This window comes from Flavobacterium sp. NPDC079362, assembly GCF_050267765.1.
In the GTDB taxonomy this organism is placed as follows: Bacteria; Bacteroidota; Bacteroidia; order Flavobacteriales; family Flavobacteriaceae; genus Flavobacterium; species Flavobacterium azizsancarii.
The window spans coordinates 466,323-483,231 of record NZ_JBNNFM010000001.1 but is presented as its reverse complement, the minus strand read 5'-3'; the positions used below and the strand labels follow the sequence as shown (position 1 = coordinate 483,231).

Here is a 16,909-nt window from a genome sequence, read left to right as displayed (position 1 = left end):
TAAAAATATAAATATCCAAAAATAAAATCCGCTTGAATCCGCGTCATCCGCGTGCCAATTAAGCATTCATTTTAGAATAAAATCTGAAATTAAAAAAATCAAATGAAATTAAAGTTTTACATCTTTTTATTTTTACTTTCCTCAGCTATTTTTGCCCAGCAAAAACAAGTAGAGACGAGCATTGATACTACAAAAAATAAAATTGGAGCCGAATTTAAGCTTACGCTTAAAACGGTTGTCAGCTCTAAATCTAAAGTTGTTTTTCCTAAACTAAAAACCATTGGTCAGTTAGAAGTAATTCAATCATATCCAATTGATACGGTTAAAAAGAATGACACTTATGAGCTGATCAAAAAATATGGTTTAACGCAATTTGATTCCGGAAAATACACTATTCCAAGTATTAAGATTCTGATTGACAAAAAGCCATATCTAACTGATTCTATTCGTGTTGAAGTTGCCAGTGTAAAAGTGGACACGCTACAGCAAAAAATGTATGATATTAAAGATATTACGTCACCAGATACTGGTCTTGGCGATTGGTGGAAATACATTTTAGCTTTGATCGTAATTTTAGGAATTGGGGCTTTTGTATACTGGTACGTTAAAAAACATCAAAAGAAAAAAATTGAAGAAGAAGTTTATAAAACTCCTATCGAAAAAGCCACAAGTTTATTGAATAATCTGGAGCAAAAAGAACTTGTTCAAAAAGGAGAGATTAAGGAATACTATAGTGAACTAACAGATATTGCCCGTAATTATATTGAAGAAGCGATTCATATTCCGGCAATGGAAAGCACCACTTCTGAATTGATCCAGGCGATCAGGAATGCTTCTACTAAAAAGAAGATGACGTTAACTCCTGAAACTGTTGAGAATTTAGAGCGTGTTTTACGTCAGGCCGATTTGGTGAAATTTGCAAAATCTAAACCTTTAGAATTTGAAATTACTGAAGACCGAAATAAAATCCAGAAAGTAATTTTAACGCTTGATAACGCAATCCCAACTGAAGTTCCGGCTGAAGAAGAAGATCAGTTATTAAATGAAGCGCAGAAACAAAAGCAGATTAAACTTCAATTATTAAAAAAACGCAACAAACGTATTGCCATTGCTGTTGGAACAGTTTTGTTTTTAATAATTGCTACAACTGTATTCTTTATAGCGACTAAAGGCTTTAAGGTTGTAAAAGACAATGTTTTGGGTAATGCATCAAAAGAATTACTAGAAGGTCAATGGGTAAAAAGTGAATACGGAAATCCGGGTGTTCTAATTGAAACTCCAAAGGTTTTAAAACGAATGGACACTCAAAAAGTACTTCCAAAAGAAACTATGGCTTTAATAAAAGAGATGCAGCTTTTTGCTTACGGAAGCATGGTCGATAATTTCTTTGTAACGGTTTCTACAAGTAAATTTAAAACACCAACTGAAATAGATTTAGCAAAAGCTTTAGAAGGTTCCATAAAAATTATTGAATCTCAGGGCGGGCAAAATATAATTGTAAAACAAGAAGATTTCCAGACAGGTCAAGGTATTCAGGGAGTAAAAGGTTATGGAACAATGACGATTTTAAACCCGGTTGACAAAACAAGTACAAGGGCTTACTATGAACTATTACTGTTTAAACAAGATCAGGGATTACAACAAATTTTGATTATACACGAAGAAGGCGATACCTATGCCAATGATATTACGACTAGAATTTTAAATTCTGTTGAACTTAGAAAAGCGAGCAACTGATGAATAAAATAACTTTTTTAAATCCAGAATTTTTTTGGTTGTTTCTATTAATTCCAATTGCAATCGCTTGGTTTTTCTGGAAGCGCAACCAGCAATCGGCTACCTTAAAGATGAGTTCGACTCAGGGTTTCAAAAACAGCGAATCGTTGTTAACAAAATTAAAACCTTCTTTGTACGTTTTCAGGATTTTGGGACTAAGCTCTTTAATTATTGCATTGGCAAGACCAAGAACCGTTGATATTAGCAGTCAGACTAAAACAACAAAAGGTATTGATATTGTTTTGGCAATTGACGTTTCAGGAAGTATGCTGGCGAAAGATTTAAAGCCAAACCGTATGGAAGCTTTAAAAAGAGTAGCAGCAGATTTTGTTGGAGAACGACCTAATGACAGAGTTGGATTAGTTTTGTATGCTTCTGAAGCGTATACCAAAACTCCAGTTACAAGTGATAAAGCAATTATTCTTGAAGCTATAAAAGGAATTAAATACGATACAGTTCTACAAGACGGAACCGGAATTGGGATGGGACTTGCAACAGCTGTAAACCGTCTTAAAGACAGTAAAGCAAAAAGCAGGGTTATTATTTTGATGACGGATGGTGTAAATAATGCTGGTTTTATTGAACCGGAAACAGCATCAGACATCGCAAAACAATACGGCATAAAAGTCTACACCATTGGGATTGGTACAAACGGAATGGCAGAATCTCCATACGCTTACGCTCCAAACGGTGGATTTTTATATAAAATGCAAAAAGTAGAAATCGACGAACAATTAATGAAGAATATTGCTCGTAAAACTGATGGAACTTATTTTAGAGCAACCAGTAATGATAAATTAGCTGAAATATACAATGCTATTAATAAATTAGAAACCACTGAAATCCAGGAATTAAAATTCTACGATTACGACGAAAAATACAGAGGTTTTGTTTTACTGGCAGTCTTTTTATTATTATTGGAAGTTGGCTTAAGAAATACAGTTTACAGAAGCTTTATTTAATTTTTTCAAAATTAAAAAATTCCAATTTTAGAAATTCCAAATAACAATTGGAATTTGGAATTAGCTTTTTAGACAAACAACAGAAATTGGAATTTGGAATTTATCCCGAAATTTAGAGGATTGGAATTTTAAAACATTTATGGAATTAGACGAAAAAAAATATTTATACCTTTTATTATTAATCCCAATTGTGGTGTGTGTTTTCTTTTTCAATATGTATTGGAAAAGAAAAAAACAGCGTGAATTTGGTGATCTGGAAATGGTAAAAAGACTGAGCCCGGAAAGATCTGTTTTTAAACCTGTATTAAAATTAAGCGTAATACTTTTGGCGTTAACCTGTTTGATTATTGGGTTAGTAAATCCAAAAATTGGAACAAAAATGGAAACTGTAAAACGTGAAGGTATCGACATTGTTTTTGCCGTTGACGTTTCGAAAAGTATGCTTGCAGAAGATGTGGCACCAAGTCGTTTAGAGAAAAGTAAACAACTTGTTTCGCAAATCATCAATAATTTAGGAAGCGACAGAATTGGAATTGTAGCGTATGCAGGAAGTGCTTTCCCGGTTTTGCCTATTACATCAGATTATAGCGTTGCCAAAATGTTCCTGCAAAGTATGACTCCTGATATGGTTTCATCACAAGGAACATCTCTTGACGAAGCCATCAGATTATCTGCTACTTATTTTGATGAAAAAAGTAAAACAAGTAAGTTATTGATTTTGATTTCTGATGGAGAAGACCATTCTGAAGGCGCTTCGGCAGCAGCTGAAGAGGCTAATAAAATGGGAATGAAAATCATAACCATTGGTGTTGGAACAGAAAAAGGAGGAACGATTCCGCTGAAAGAAAATGGCGTAGTCAAAAGCTATCAGCAAGATCAAAACGGACAAACTGTTATTACAAAACTAAATCAGGAAGGATTAAAAACCATTGCAAAAGCGACAAAAGGCGGTTATGTATATGGTGGCAGTACTAAGGAAGTTTTAGAATATGTAAAAAACGCCTTAAACAACATTCAGAAAACAGAATTTGAAGCGACTCAAATGGCCGATTTTCAATCGCAATTTCAGTGGTTCATCGGTTTTGCTTTCTTACTATTGTTTATTGATATCTTCCTTTTAGAAAGAAAAACAAATTGGATAAAAGAGTTGAATTTATTTAACGAAAAAAAATAATAAAGTCAGCCGCAAATTACACGAATTTACACGAAAAAGAAACCTTTTAAATGAGTCTTCTTTTTGAAATTCAAATATAAAAAACAATCTGATTAGTGATAATTAGTGCAATTTTTGGCAAAATAAAAAACATAAAAAATTAGAATGAAAAATTTACTTCTTTATATTTTACTAACATTCTCTTTGGCGGTTTCAGCTCAGGAGAAAGACAAGACATTGCCTGATGCCAATGAAGAATATAAGCAGAATAAATTTGTTGATGCTGAAGCCAATTACCGAATTTCAGAATCAAAATTTCCAAAACGTGCCACTGCTCCTTACAACTTAGGAAACACGATTTACAAACAAAATCAGGTTTCTGAAGCTAAATTCGCCTACGCGAAAGCGATAAAGAATGCGAAAACAAGACCTGAAAAACATAAGGCATTCCACAATTTAGGTAATGTTTTCATGAAAGAGAAAGATTATACGCAAGCTGTTGAAGCGTATAAAGAAGCTTTACGCAACGACCCTACAGATGATGAAACGCGTTATAATTATGCTTTGGCAAAACAAAAACTAAAAGAGAATCCTCCTAAAAACGATAAGAACAAAGATAAAGATAAGGATAAGGACAAAGACAAGGATAAAAACAAAGATAAAGACAAAGATAAAGACAAGGATAAGGACAAAGACAAGAAAGACGACAAAGGCGATAAAGACAAAGACAAAAAAGATGGTAAAGATGATCCTAAGAAAGACGACAAGTCTGATAATAAAGGAGAACCAAAACCACAGCCCGGAGGAATTTCTAAAGATCGCGTCCAGAATTTATTAGATGCTGTAAACAACGAAGAAAAGAAAATACAGGATAAAGTAAACGCTCAAAAAGTAAAAGGAAATCCTAGAAAAACAGAGAAAGACTGGTAAAATTTGGTTTATTTGTATAATCGTTAATTTGTTTAATTGTAGAGGCGATTATACAAATTAACGATTATACGGTTAACGTAAAAAACACTGAAAACAATTAATGAAAAGATATTTAATTCTATTACTATTCACTTTTCAAGGGCTTATGGCTCAAGTTCAATTTGAAGCCAAAGTAAGCAAGAACACGCTTGGAATAAACGAAAGGTTGCGCATTGACTTCATCATGAATGTTGATGGCGATAACTTTGACCAACCTTCATTTGAAGGCTTTAGAGTTGTTGGCGGACCAAGTCAGCAAGTAAGTCAATCCTGGGTAAACGGCAGAAGTTCTTTTCAGAAAGCATATTCTTATATTTTACAACCCAATCAAAAAGGTACCTTTTTTATCAAACAAGCTGCTATAGAATATAACGGCCAGGTTTATAAAACGGCACCTATAAAAATAGTCGTAACAAATGCTGTCGCACAAGAAAGAGATCCTTATGATAACAGCAGACCACAAGGTGTACCAAATGAAACCCTGAGTCTTGTTGCTGAGATTTCGAAAACAAATCCATATTTAAATGAACCCATTACCGCGGTTTATAAATTATACTTTAACAACATTAATGTTACCGGTTTTAAAGAATTGGCAAAACCTAAGTATAATGATTTCTGGAATCAGAATATAGATATCAAACAATTGTCTACCGAAGAGGGAACTTTTCAGGGACAAAGATGTTATTTCGTTATTCTGAAAAAGACTATTTTATATCCTCAAAAATCAGGAAGACTTACTATCGAACCGCTTTCTCTTGACATTGGTGTACAATTGCCTTCAAATCGCCGCGATATGTATGGCCAGATGATCTTAACGGACGATAACAGGGTTGTATCTGCCGGCGCAAAAACAATTAACGTAAAACCACTTCCGGAAACAGGTAAACCAGAAGGTTTTGGTGGCGCTGTTGGTAAATTTAACTTTACGGTTACGCCTTCTAAAACGACACTTAAAAGCGGGGAAAGCCTGGACTTAATTGTGAGTGCTTCCGGAAACGGAAACATGAAATTGTTCACACTTCCAAAACCTGTCGTACCAAATGCATTAGAAATGTATGATCCTGTTCATGATGAACAAGTGACAACATCACTTTCAGGAATGTCAGGAAAAATTACTGATAAGTATTCTATAGTGCCGCAATACAAAGGAAAATATGCCATAAAAGCAATGCAGTTTTCTTATTTTGATGTGAATACCGGTTCTTATAAAACAATAACTTCACCAGAGATTATGGTGGATGTTTTAGATGGCCCAACGCTGGCAGAAGCAAATCCAACTGCTGCTAAAAATGTAATTGCGACAACAGAACAATTCAAGTATATTAAACCAAAAACAATTTTAGCCCCAATTGCTAAGAATGATTTTTATGGTTCTAATTTGTATTATATGTTATTATTCCTGCCTTTCGTGATTTTACCAATTATTGTTTTGGCTAAGAAACGAAAAGAAGCAATTGATGGTGACGTGACAGGAAACCGAATTAGAATGAATAATAAACTCGCGAAGAAATATTTATCTGAAGCGAAAAGACAACTTAAAAACAAAGAGCTGTTTTATATTGCTTTGGAGAAAGCAATGCACAATTTCTTAAAAGCAAAATTGCATATCGAAACTTCAGAAATGAGCAAAGACAACATTAGTGAATTATTATTGTCAAGAAATGCAAATCCGGAATCTGTTCAGAATTTCATTAATTTGACAGAAAACTGCGAATTTGCCCGTTATGCTCCGGCATCAAGCGCTTCGATTCAGCAGGATTTTGACAAAGCTGTTTTGATTATTTCGGAATTAGAAAAGCAAATTGTCTAGTTTAAAATCAAACCCGACAGGTTTTAACAACCTGTCGGGTTTAACAAAAATAAAATGAAAAATATAGTATATCTTTTTTTATTAATCACACAGGTTTTCTTTGCCCAAAGCAGCTTTGAAAAAGGAAATGCCTTGTACCAAAAGGGACAATATCAGCAGGCTGTTGATGTTTATGAAAGTATTATCAAAGAAGACAAGCAACAATCTGCAGAGTTGTATTTTAACTTAGGTAATTCGTATTACAAACTCAACAAAGTCGCACCTTCAATTTATAACTATGAAAAGGCTTTAGTTTTAAAACCTCATGATCCTGCGACTTTAAACAACCTGAAATTTGCCAAGAAACTAACAATCGACGAGATCAAAGAAATCCCGAAAGTAGGTTTTGCAAAACTGATTCAGAACTTTACCGGAATTTTTGATTATAATACCTGGGCAAAAATTTCTATCGGAATTGCATTTGCTTTTTTATTGAGTTTTATTGGATATTATTTCTCGCAGCTTACGCTTCCTAAAAGAATCTATTTCGTAGGAATGTTTGTTTTTTTAGTCGCATTATTATTAAGCATTTTTGCAGGAATGTCAGAAAAAAATCATTTCGATAATGATCGCCCGGCGATTGTTTTTGCTGAATTAAGTGAAGTTCGTAGTGAACCGCAAAAAGGCGGCGCAGCTATTTTCTTATTGCATGAAGGCGCAAAAGTTTACGTTATGGAAACTGTAGGCCAATGGAAAAAAATCGAACTAACAGACGGCACTGAAGGCTGGATTGATGGCTCGACAATTAAAGAAGTGAAATAAAACTTTTAAAAATCCCAAAATAAAAAATCCCAAATTCCAATTATTAGTATGGAATTTGGGATTTTACATTTTAGAACTTAATCTAGTTCACAGCTTCAACAAGTCTTACAAACTCTGCTTTGTAACCGTCTTCATCATTTGACATACCTGATTTCGCTAAGTTTTTTATATCAGAAGAAGAGGAATTACTTATAAATTTTGAGTCTCTTAATTTTAATCCAAACCATGCAACGGCGGTTGTGAACTTGAAATCTGAAGAGCTTTTATCAAGAATAACTTTTTTATTCTCTATCGTGTTTACCATTTCGATGCTTGTATCGCCATCAGGTTTTTTATATCGAAATTTAATTGTAGCCAGTTCGTCACTATAATTAGAGTCGTCTTTTTTTACTTTTGTGTATTTTAAATCTGATGGAACGTAGCTACTTTCAACGCCTGTTGGAATAATCTCATACAAAGCAGTAACGGTATGACCACTTCCTAATTCTCCGGCATCAATAGCATCATTCTTAAAATCTTCAGGCTTTAATTTTCGGTTTTCATATCCAATTAATCGGTAAGCCTGAACATGTTTAGGATTAAATTCTATTTGAATTTTTACATCTTTGGCAATAGCAAACATCGAACCCTTGAATTCTTTTCCCAGAAAACGATTTGCTTCCTGAATGTTATCAATATAAGCGTAATTTCCATTTCCTTTATCAGCCAGAACCTCCATTTTACTGTCCTTATAATTCCCCATTCCGTAGCCTAAAACAGTTAGAAAGACACCCGATTTTCTTTTGTCCTCGATTAGTTTTTCCATATCCGCATCTGATGAAGCACCAACATTAAAATCTCCGTCAGTTGCTATAACAACTCTGTTATTTCCTTCTTTAATAAAATTTTGCTGTGCTAATTTATAAGCCAATTCTATTCCCTCACCTCCGGCTGTACTTCCACCGGCACTTAGATTATTAAAAGCATCTAAAATCTCCTCTTTTCTATCGCCTGAAGTTGGCTCCAGCACAACACCTGCTGAACCTGCATAAACCACAATAGAAACTTTATCCTGAGCACGAAGCTCTTTTACCAAAATTTTCATGGATTCTTTTAATAATGGGAGCTTGTTTTGCTCACTCATTGAACCCGAAACATCGATTAAAAAAACCAGGTTCGAAGCTGGCAAATTGGTCATCGGGATATTTTTCCCCTGCAAACCAATCCTTAGTAACTGACTGTTTTTATTCCACGGCGCATCACTCAATTCCGTATTGATCGAAAACGGATGCTGTCCTACCGGTTGCGGATAATTGTATTTAAAGAAATTCACCATCTCTTCGACACGAACCGCATCTTTAGGCACTTTTTGACCTTCATTAATAAAACGTCTTATATTGGTATAAGAAGCATTATCGACATCTATAGAAAAAGTAGAAAGTGGAGATTTTTGAGGAGACTCGAAAGGATTTTCTTCCAGTCCTGCATAACTTTCAGTGTTAGGATCTGAAATATACTCTTCGGGAACTGCATCAGTAGTAGTAACTGCCATATCTGTAGCTTCTGCGGCATACTCTTCCTCTGAATAAGATTGTTTCTTACAACTAACCAAAACAACAATAAGGAATGCCAACAAATAAAAAGGTTTATTTTTCATTTTAAAATAAATTTTAGGAATTAGTAATTGATTTTTCGATCAAATAAATAATTAGCATTCCGGATGTACTAAGAAAATTATCTGCAATTCCCGCAATCCAAATTTAATGCCAAGATTCCTGTTAAATATTTTATACTAAAAAATATGTTCTGCTTCACCATACAAGTGATATAAGTAAATTTAAGCCTGACTATGATTAGACCAATGTTTTATTTATAGTAAAAAACATTAAACCCAGCATATTGTAGAGGCGCAAAGCAGTGCGTCTAAATCTGGCATAACAATAACTTTGCGAAGATGCACGGCAGTTTGTCTCTACATAATGCGATGTAAAAATTAAAATAAGTCCAAACCATACCTAATTTCTTTGCACTTGATAGATATCGGGATTGCAGTAAAAAATATCCCGCTTTATATTTTCTTATTTCACTTATATGGTAAGAAAATCAAAACTCGTAAACTTTATCAGGCGTCACACAATAATCCAACTTCACATCAGATTCAAAAACATCTTCTATTTCATTTTCTGCTTCAAAGAAAGAAAGCCCGATTTTAATCGTTTCCGGTTTGCATTCTGTTAGAAATTTATCATAAAAACCTTTCCCGTAACCCACGCGATTTCCTGAAAGATCAAAAGCCAGGAGCGGTACAAAAACCACATCAATTGTTGCCGATGGTACAGGTAATCCGTTGACAGGTTCCGGAATATTGTATTCGTTCTTTTTGATTCTGGTATTATCCGTTAATAAAAAATGCGACATTCCACGAGTTTCAAAATCACTTCTAGAAACCACAATTTCTTTATCTTTTCCGGAAAGCAAATGCAAAACATATTCTGTATTTACTTCTTTATGTTCTTCGATAGGCAGAAAAACATGATAATAGGTTTTATCCCAAATGGGCAATTGAATTAGATTATTGGCAACAGCCAAACTCTTTTCTTCAATATTATCATTGGTAAGTTCTTTGCGAAGATTTTTATAGTGCAGTCGTAGTTCTTTTTTATTCGTCGGCATTTTCAGGGTTATTTTTAGACATGTGATAAATCGCATCGCCTTCATAAACTATCGGCGAGTGATTAGCGTTGATGACAAAACCGTCATGTGGCGCTTTTACTTTTTGCTCAAATTTACCAAACGGATCTGTAATAATAGCCAAAATAGTTCCTTTGGTCACGAACTTGCCAATCAAATTATAATCATGCAGCAAGCCGGAACATTTAGCGCGCAGCCAAACCGAATATTTTATATAAATGGATGGATCATGAGCTTTTTCGACCACTTGTTTGGGATCAAGCATATTCAGATAATCCAGCAAACGCTTTACTCCCATTACACCTTCATTGGCAATCACATTATTAATGTCTAATGATTTTCCGCCTTCAAAAAGCAACATTTTGATATTGGCTTTCTCACAGGTATTCCTAAACGAGCCATTGAGATTTTTAGAATATAAAGTAAACGGAGCATTAAAAACATCTGCTAAAACTTTCAATTCGGGATTGTTTTCTGTAATTCTGATTTGCGGCGCATTAAATCTACTTGCACCTCCGGCATGAAAATCGACTGCATAATCTATAATTGGCAAAACTTCGGCCACGATATGATATGCAAAACGACTGGCGAGAGAACCTTTTTTACTTCCCGGGAAAACACGATTCAAATCGCGTCCGTCCGGAAACTCACGGGATTTATTCACAAAACCGTACATATTGATAATCGGAATGCAAATAATAGTTCCTTTTGCAGGACGATTGATCTTTTTGCTAATGATCTGACGAACGACTTCAACTCCGTTTATTTCGTCGCCATGAATTCCGGCTGAGAATAAAACTACCGGACCTTCAATCTTTGACCGACGCACAATAACCGGAATATTAAGTTTTGTGGTTGTGTGCAACCTCGCAATTTCGACGTTTATTGTTTTGTTTTCTCCCGGCAAAATCGATTCGCCAAAAATAACCAAGGGTGTACTATTTTTCATGTAGAATTATAAAATCTAAATATAGAAATTATTCTTTTGATTTCGTAAATTTGAAACTAAATCAGTGTTAAGCTTTTTTTTAGAATCTAAATCACTTTTAAAAAAGCTTTTCAGGTACTTCAGAAACAAAACAGAATGCAAAATCCATCTTTAGATCTTCAAATCCAAACTTTACCGGACAATCCCGGCGTGTATCAATATTATGATAAAGAGGGAAAGATCTTATATGTGGGAAAAGCCAAAAATTTAAAAAAAAGGGTTTCTTCCTATTTCAATAAAATACACGATACGGCCAAAACAAATGTATTGGTAAAAAAAATTGTAACCATCAAACACATCGTTGTTCCTACTGAAACCGATGCACTTTTGTTAGAAAACAATTTAATAAAAACCCTGCAGCCACGTTATAATGTGTTGCTTCGTGATGATAAAAGCTATCCCTGGATTTGTATTAAAAGAGAACCTTTTTCAAGAATATTTTCGACCCGCCGTATGGTCAAAGACGGCTCAGAATATTTTGGTCCCTATACCAGTTTCAAAACCGTACATACGATTCTGGAGTTAATCAAAGAATTGTATCCATTACGTACGTGCAATTATGATTTAAGCAAATCAAATATCGATTCAGGCAAATTCAAAGTTTGTCTGGAATATCATATTGGCAATTGCAAAGGTCCTTGCGAAGGTTTAGAACCACTTGAAGAATACCAAAGACAAGTTGATGCGATCCGCGAAATCCTGAAAGGGAATTTTAAAGAAAGTATGAAAGATTTCAAGCGATTGATGAACCAGTATGCGCAGGATTTACGTTTTGAAGAAGCACAAAAAATCAAAGAAAAAATAGAAGTTCTCGAGAATTACCAATCGAGATCGACGATTGTAAACCCGAAGATTACCAACATTGATGTCTTTTCGATTGTATCAGACGAAAGTGCAGCTTATGTCAACTTTCTTCAGATCTCCCACGGATCGATTATTCGTTCGCATACTTTAGAGATGAAGAAAAAACTGGACGAAACTGATGAGGAATTATTAGAATTGGCGATCATCGAACTTCGGGAACGTTTTCAGTTATTATCAAAAGAAATTATTGTTCCGTTTGAAATGAATTTGGGCGAGAATATCAAAACAACAGTTCCGCAACTCGGTGATAAAAAACAAATTTTAGATTTATCGATTCGAAACGCTAAGTTTTACCGAATCGAACAATTGAAACAATTGCAAATTGTTGATCCTGACCGACACACAAATCGTATCATGGCACAAATGCAAAAAGATTTACGTTTACCGACTGAGCCACGCCATATAGAATGTTTTGATAACTCGAATATTCAGGGAACAAATCCTGTTGCGGCATGTGTGGTTTTTAAAGATGGAAAAGCAAGCAAAAAAGATTACCGACATTTTAATGTAAAAACGGTTGAAGGTCCTGACGATTTTGCTTCGATGACAGAAATTGTCTATCGCCGTTACAAAAGATTATTAGACGAGAATCAACCTTTGCCACAACTTATTATTATTGATGGTGGAAAAGGACAACTTTCTGCAGCATTAAAAAGTATAGACGCACTAGAATTACGTGGAAAAATTGCCATTATAGGCATCGCAAAACGTCTTGAGGAATTGTTTTATCCCGGAGATTCTATTCCGTTATATCTGGATAAAAAATCGGAGACATTAAAAGTCATCCAGCAATTGCGAAACGAAGCGCATCGATTCGGGATCACCTTTCATCGTGACAAACGCAGCAAAGCAGCACTTAATTCATCGGTAGAAAGCATTCCCGGCATTGGCGAAAAAACAATGCTAACGTTAATACAACATTTTAAAAGTGTTAAAAGATTGAAACTGGCAACTGAAAAAGAAATATCTGATGTCATTGGTGTATCAAAAGCCAAAAAAATTGTCGACTTTTACAAAACCAACTAGTTATTTTGTATGCACCCAATCCAGCTGTTCATTTCAAACACTCGGTCAAAACGATTTCTTTCTACTTTAAAAAAAGGAGCTTCTAAAGCCGCTCTTTTTTCAAAAGAAAAAATATCGATTTGTCACTCGCAGTTTTCCATTTCCATCTGGGGTGCACAGTTGGTTCTTTTCACGCTTTTATTTTTCAATTCACAAAATACATTTTCACAAGAAAACACCGAAAAAGCAAAACAAGACGAAGCCAGAAGACCTAAAATTGGATTGGTTTTAAGTGGTGGCGGCGCAAAAGGATTTGCACATATCGGAGTCCTGAAAGTTCTGGAAGAAGCCGGAATAAAAATCGATTATATTGGCGGAACAAGTATGGGGTCTATCATTGGCGGTCTTTATGCTTCCGGTTACAATGCATCACAAATTGATTCAATTTTTAAAAGAACCAATTTCGACGAACTTATCAATGACTACATTCCGCGTTCATCAAAAAACTTTTATGGTAAAAAAAATGATGAATTGTATGCCATCGTTTTACCATTTAGCAAGTTTAAAGTCGGAATTCCTGAAGCACTTTCAAAAGGAATGTACAATTATAATTTATTGAGCAGCCTTACCCGAAACGTGCGTCATGTTCGCGATTTCAACAAACTGCCAACTCCGTTTTTATGTATTGGTACTAATATCGAAACCGGCGAAGAAGTTTTACTAAACAAAGGCAATCTCGTTCAGGCAATGATGGCAAGTGCCGCATTTCCCTCGTTATTTACACCAGTTGAAATAGACGGCAATTTATTGGTCGACGGTGGCGTTGTCAACAATTATCCTATAAAAGAAGTTCGCAATCTTGGCGCTGACATTATTATTGGTGTTGACGTCCAGGACGATTTACTGAGTCGAAAAAGCCTGAAAAATGCCACCCGAATATTAGTTCAGATTACCAATCTCCAGTCGATTGATAAAATGAAAAGCAAAATAAAAGACACTGATGTTTATATCAAACCAGACATTCGTGATTATGGCGTTATCTCCTTTGACAAAGGCGAAGAAATCATCAGAAAAGGTGAAGAAGCTGCTTTTGCCGTCTATGAAAAAATCAAAACACTATCAAACGAAAGCAATTTTTATAAAAAACCAAAACTTAAAATTGCAACTGATACTCTAGAAATCAAAAAAATAAACAGTGAGATCCTGGACAACTATACCAGAGAATACATTCGGGGAAAACTACGTTTTAAACCCGGAAGTACCATTACCTACGCTGACCTTAAAACAGGAATCAATAACCTGAATGCGACGCAAAACTTCAGCACTATCTCCTATTGCTTAGAACCGGACGGTAAAGAAGATGATCTGGATCTTGTACTAAAAGAAAACCCAACACAGACGTACTTAAAACTTGGTTTACATTACGACGGACTTTACAAAAGTGCGATTTTGTTGAATCTGACTCATAAAAAAACATTCCTAAAAAATGATATTACATCATTGGATATTATTCTGGGAGATAACTTTAGATATGATTTTAACTATTATGTCGAGAATGGTTTTAATATTAGTTTCGGTTTCAGGTCCCGATTAAATCAATTCAATCGTAATGTTACCACCAGTATCAGCAATTTATTTCAGGAAAATCAAAATGTAAATTTGATCAATGTCGACTTTATGGACATTACCAATCAGGCCTATTTTCAAACCATTTTTGTTCAGAAATTTTTAATGGGCGGTGGTGTTGAATATAAATATTTAAAAATAAACTCACCAACTCTTTCTAATACAGAAAATATTATTGAGAAAAGTAACTACGTGAGTCTGTTTGGCTATTTGAAATATGATTCTTTTGATAATAAATATTACCCACATTCAGGATTGTATTTTTCCGGAGACGTACAAACTTACTTAGCATCGTCAGATTACACCAAACAATTCAAGCCTTTCTCAATCGCAAAGGCCGAAATTGCTTTTGCAAAAACACTATTCAGAAAAGCAACTATTAAAATTGGAGCCGATGCCGGATTTAATATTGGCAGCGACAGCGTTCCCTTTTTTGACTTTATATTAGGAGGTTACGGCTATAGCAAAATAAACAATTTTAATTATTTCTACGGATATGACTTTTTAAGTATTGCAGGAAACAGCTTCATAAAAGCTGACATATCTTTAGATTACGAAATTTTCAAAAAAAACCACATTAACCTCTCTGCTAATTTCGCCAACTTAGGAGACGATATTTTTGCATCAGTCGACTGGGTATCAATGCCTAAATACTCCGGATATGCTGTTGGTTACGGATTAGAAACCATCATTGGCCCAATTGAGATTAAACAATCATGGTCTCCTGAAATGTCTAAAAGTTATACATGGTTTAGTATTGGATTCCAATTCTAATGTAAATCCTTTAAAATATTGCTTTAATAAGATTCCTATATTTTATACTTAAAAATATCTTTCGCATTTTTTTAACGTTAATAATTGATATAATATATAATTTAAATCAATAAAAATTACGACATTTGTTATAATGAAAACAAAATGGACAGGTTTATTAGAGTATCTTCAATTCCTTATCAAGAGAAATCCTGAGTAAAACTACCGAATTGAGATAATTAGTCAATTACAATATTGATGTAATTATCTGTTCACACAATTCAAATTTTTCGAATTATCTAATTTACAAATTATCTAATTGAAAAGCCATGCCATTATATCACAAACTTGGAAACTTTCCTCAAAAAAGACACACCCAATTCGAAAAACCTAACGGAGGTTTCTATTACGAACAACTCTTTGGTACCGAAGGTTTTCACGGACACTCGTCACTCTCTTATCATGTTCACAGACCAACACAGGTTAAAGAAATTTTAAATTCCTATTCCGTTGAACCAAAAATTGCAATCGGAAAAAACATAAAATCATTACTTTTTAAAGGTTTTGAATTAAAACCTGAAAATGACTTTTTAGACAGTCGCAAAGCCATGCTGGTCAACAAAGACTGCATCATTGGTCTGGCAGCTCCTAAAGAATCACTGACAAAATATTTCTATAAAAATGCCGATGCTGATGAAATGCTTTTCATCCATAAAGGAAAAGGAAAATTAAGAACCATGTTAGGGAATATTCCTTTTGAATATGGCGATTACCTGATTATTCCTAGAGGTATTATTTATCAAATAGAATTTGAGACTTCGGAAAACCGACTTTTCTATGTTGAATCTCACTCTCCTTTTTACACTCCAAAACGTTATAAAAACCAATCAGGTCAGCATTTAGAACATTCGCCATTTTGCGAACGCGATTTTATTTTGCCAAACGAATTGGAAACACACGACGAAAAAGGTGATTTTTTAATTAAAATCAAAAAAGAAGGCATGATTCACGAAGTGGTTTATGCCACACATCCTTTTGACGTTGTGGGTTGGGACGGATACAATTTTCCATACGGATTTTCTATTCACAATTTCGAACCTATAACAGGACGTGTTCACCAACCGCCACCAGTACATCAAACTTTCGAAACAGCCACTTTTGTCGTTTGTTCATTCTGCCCAAGACTTTATGATTATCACCCAAAAGCAATTCCGGCGCCATACAATCACAGCAATATAGATTCAGACGAAGTACTGTATTATGTAGACGGAGATTTTATGAGCCGCAATAATATTGAGCAGGGTCATATCACTTTACACCCAAAAGGAATTCCGCACGGTCCCGCACCTGGCGCAATGGAACGCAGCATTGGTCATAAAGAAACCCACGAATTAGCCGTAATGGTTGATACTTTCAGGCCACTTATGGTTACAGAAGAAGCAATGGGTCTTGATGATGGGCAATACTATAAATCCTGGACGGAAGCCCCCTAACCCCCGAAGGGGGAATTAAGAATTCTCAATACCTGATCT

At 34.7% G+C, this 16,909-nt stretch carries 12 protein-coding genes; 9 read left to right on the top strand and 3 right to left on the bottom strand.

Translation table 11 applies throughout. The annotated features are described in order from the left end of the window. The first annotated feature begins 102 nt into the window (after window positions 1-102). The 6 genes from ACQKCJ_RS02050 to ACQKCJ_RS02025 all read left to right on the top strand — a co-directional run bounded on the left by ACQKCJ_RS02050 (window position 103) and on the right by ACQKCJ_RS02025 (window position 7,471). Window positions 103-1,737, top strand: coding sequence for a hypothetical protein (locus ACQKCJ_RS02050; RefSeq protein WP_271337225.1), 1,635 nt, complete (start codon window positions 103-105; stop codon window positions 1,735-1,737). Beyond that, window positions 1,737-2,738: a vWA domain-containing protein gene (locus tag ACQKCJ_RS02045; protein WP_271337224.1), complete on the top strand. Its 1,002-nt coding sequence runs from the start codon at window positions 1,737-1,739 to the stop codon at window positions 2,736-2,738. The genes ACQKCJ_RS02050 and ACQKCJ_RS02045 overlap by 1 nt, the downstream gene beginning before the upstream one ends. 139 nt (window positions 2,739-2,877) lie before the next feature. Further along, window positions 2,878-3,912, top strand: a complete 1,035-nt coding sequence (locus ACQKCJ_RS02040) for a vWA domain-containing protein (protein ID WP_427401248.1) — start codon at window positions 2,878-2,880, stop codon at window positions 3,910-3,912. A 144-nt stretch (window positions 3,913-4,056) separates the two neighbouring features. Further along, window positions 4,057-4,821 carry a tetratricopeptide repeat protein gene (locus tag ACQKCJ_RS02035; protein WP_427401247.1) on the top strand — a complete coding sequence of 255 codons (765 nt, stop codon included), beginning with the start codon at window positions 4,057-4,059 and terminating at the stop codon, window positions 4,819-4,821. A 100-nt stretch (window positions 4,822-4,921) separates the two neighbouring features. Next, window positions 4,922-6,670 carry a BatD family protein gene (locus ACQKCJ_RS02030; RefSeq protein ID WP_271337221.1) on the top strand — a complete coding sequence of 583 codons (1,749 nt, stop codon included), beginning with the start codon at window positions 4,922-4,924 and terminating at the stop codon, window positions 6,668-6,670. A gap of 54 nt (window positions 6,671-6,724) precedes the next feature. After that, window positions 6,725-7,471 (top strand): tetratricopeptide repeat protein, encoded by a 747-nt coding sequence (locus ACQKCJ_RS02025; protein WP_427401246.1) that lies wholly within the window; start codon window positions 6,725-6,727, stop codon window positions 7,469-7,471. A gap of 82 nt (window positions 7,472-7,553) precedes the next feature. Here the strand turns inward: ACQKCJ_RS02025 and ACQKCJ_RS02020 are convergent, their stop codons facing one another. The 3 genes from ACQKCJ_RS02020 to ACQKCJ_RS02010 form a co-directional block, all read right to left on the bottom strand. Then, the gene (locus ACQKCJ_RS02020; protein WP_427401245.1) at window positions 7,554-9,107 is read right to left on the bottom strand and encodes a vWA domain-containing protein; all 1,554 of its coding nucleotides are present in this window, start codon (window positions 9,105-9,107) and stop codon (window positions 7,554-7,556) included. 446 nt (window positions 9,108-9,553) lie between these two features. Beyond that, the gene (locus ACQKCJ_RS02015) at window positions 9,554-10,123 is read right to left on the bottom strand and encodes a 5-formyltetrahydrofolate cyclo-ligase (RefSeq protein ID WP_271337219.1); all 570 of its coding nucleotides are present in this window, start codon (window positions 10,121-10,123) and stop codon (window positions 9,554-9,556) included. Next, window positions 10,110-11,090, bottom strand: a complete 981-nt coding sequence (locus tag ACQKCJ_RS02010; RefSeq protein WP_427401244.1) for a succinylglutamate desuccinylase/aspartoacylase family protein — start codon at window positions 11,088-11,090, stop codon at window positions 10,110-10,112. Before ACQKCJ_RS02010 ends, ACQKCJ_RS02015 begins: the two co-directional genes overlap by 14 nt. Before the next feature lie 135 nt (window positions 11,091-11,225). Between ACQKCJ_RS02010 and uvrC the strand changes: the two genes are divergently transcribed. The 3 genes from uvrC (at window position 11,226) to ACQKCJ_RS01995 (ending at window position 16,870) form a co-directional block, all read left to right on the top strand. After that, window positions 11,226-13,019 (top strand): excinuclease ABC subunit UvrC, encoded by a 1,794-nt coding sequence (gene uvrC, locus ACQKCJ_RS02005; protein ID WP_271337217.1) that lies wholly within the window; start codon window positions 11,226-11,228, stop codon window positions 13,017-13,019. A 9-nt stretch (window positions 13,020-13,028) separates the two neighbouring features. After that, on the top strand, window positions 13,029-15,398 hold the full coding sequence (locus tag ACQKCJ_RS02000; protein ID WP_427401243.1) for a patatin-like phospholipase family protein: 2,370 nt from the start codon (window positions 13,029-13,031) through the stop codon (window positions 15,396-15,398). A 308-nt stretch (window positions 15,399-15,706) separates the two neighbouring features. Next, window positions 15,707-16,870, top strand: a complete 1,164-nt coding sequence (locus tag ACQKCJ_RS01995) for a homogentisate 1,2-dioxygenase (RefSeq protein WP_427401242.1) — start codon at window positions 15,707-15,709, stop codon at window positions 16,868-16,870. Window positions 16,871-16,909: the final 39 nt, after the last annotated feature.

Bases quoted from the DNA above. Each gene is read 5' to 3' on its own strand.
- ACQKCJ_RS02025 (WP_427401246.1), top strand. From the start codon at position 6,725: ATGAAAAATATAGTATATCTTTTTTTATTAATCACACAGGTTTTCTTT.
- ACQKCJ_RS02050 (WP_271337225.1), top strand. From the start codon at position 103: ATGAAATTAAAGTTTTACATCTTTTTATTTTTACTTTCCTCAGCTATT.
- uvrC (WP_271337217.1), top strand. From the start codon at position 11,226: ATGCAAAATCCATCTTTAGATCTTCAAATCCAAACTTTACCGGACAAT.
- ACQKCJ_RS02045 (WP_271337224.1), top strand. From the start codon at position 1,737: ATGAATAAAATAACTTTTTTAAATCCAGAATTTTTTTGGTTGTTTCTA.
- ACQKCJ_RS01995 (WP_427401242.1), top strand. From the start codon at position 15,707: ATGCCATTATATCACAAACTTGGAAACTTTCCTCAAAAAAGACACACC.
- ACQKCJ_RS02030 (WP_271337221.1), top strand. From the start codon at position 4,922: ATGAAAAGATATTTAATTCTATTACTATTCACTTTTCAAGGGCTTATG.
- ACQKCJ_RS02035 (WP_427401247.1), top strand. From the start codon at position 4,057: ATGAAAAATTTACTTCTTTATATTTTACTAACATTCTCTTTGGCGGTT.
- ACQKCJ_RS02010 (WP_427401244.1), bottom strand. From the start codon at position 11,090: ATGAAAAATAGTACACCCTTGGTTATTTTTGGCGAATCGATTTTGCCG.
- ACQKCJ_RS02000 (WP_427401243.1), top strand. From the start codon at position 13,029: ATGCACCCAATCCAGCTGTTCATTTCAAACACTCGGTCAAAACGATTT.
- ACQKCJ_RS02015 (WP_271337219.1), bottom strand. From the start codon at position 10,123: ATGCCGACGAATAAAAAAGAACTACGACTGCACTATAAAAATCTTCGC.
- ACQKCJ_RS02020 (WP_427401245.1), bottom strand. From the start codon at position 9,107: ATGAAAAATAAACCTTTTTATTTGTTGGCATTCCTTATTGTTGTTTTG.
- ACQKCJ_RS02040 (WP_427401248.1), top strand. From the start codon at position 2,878: ATGGAATTAGACGAAAAAAAATATTTATACCTTTTATTATTAATCCCA.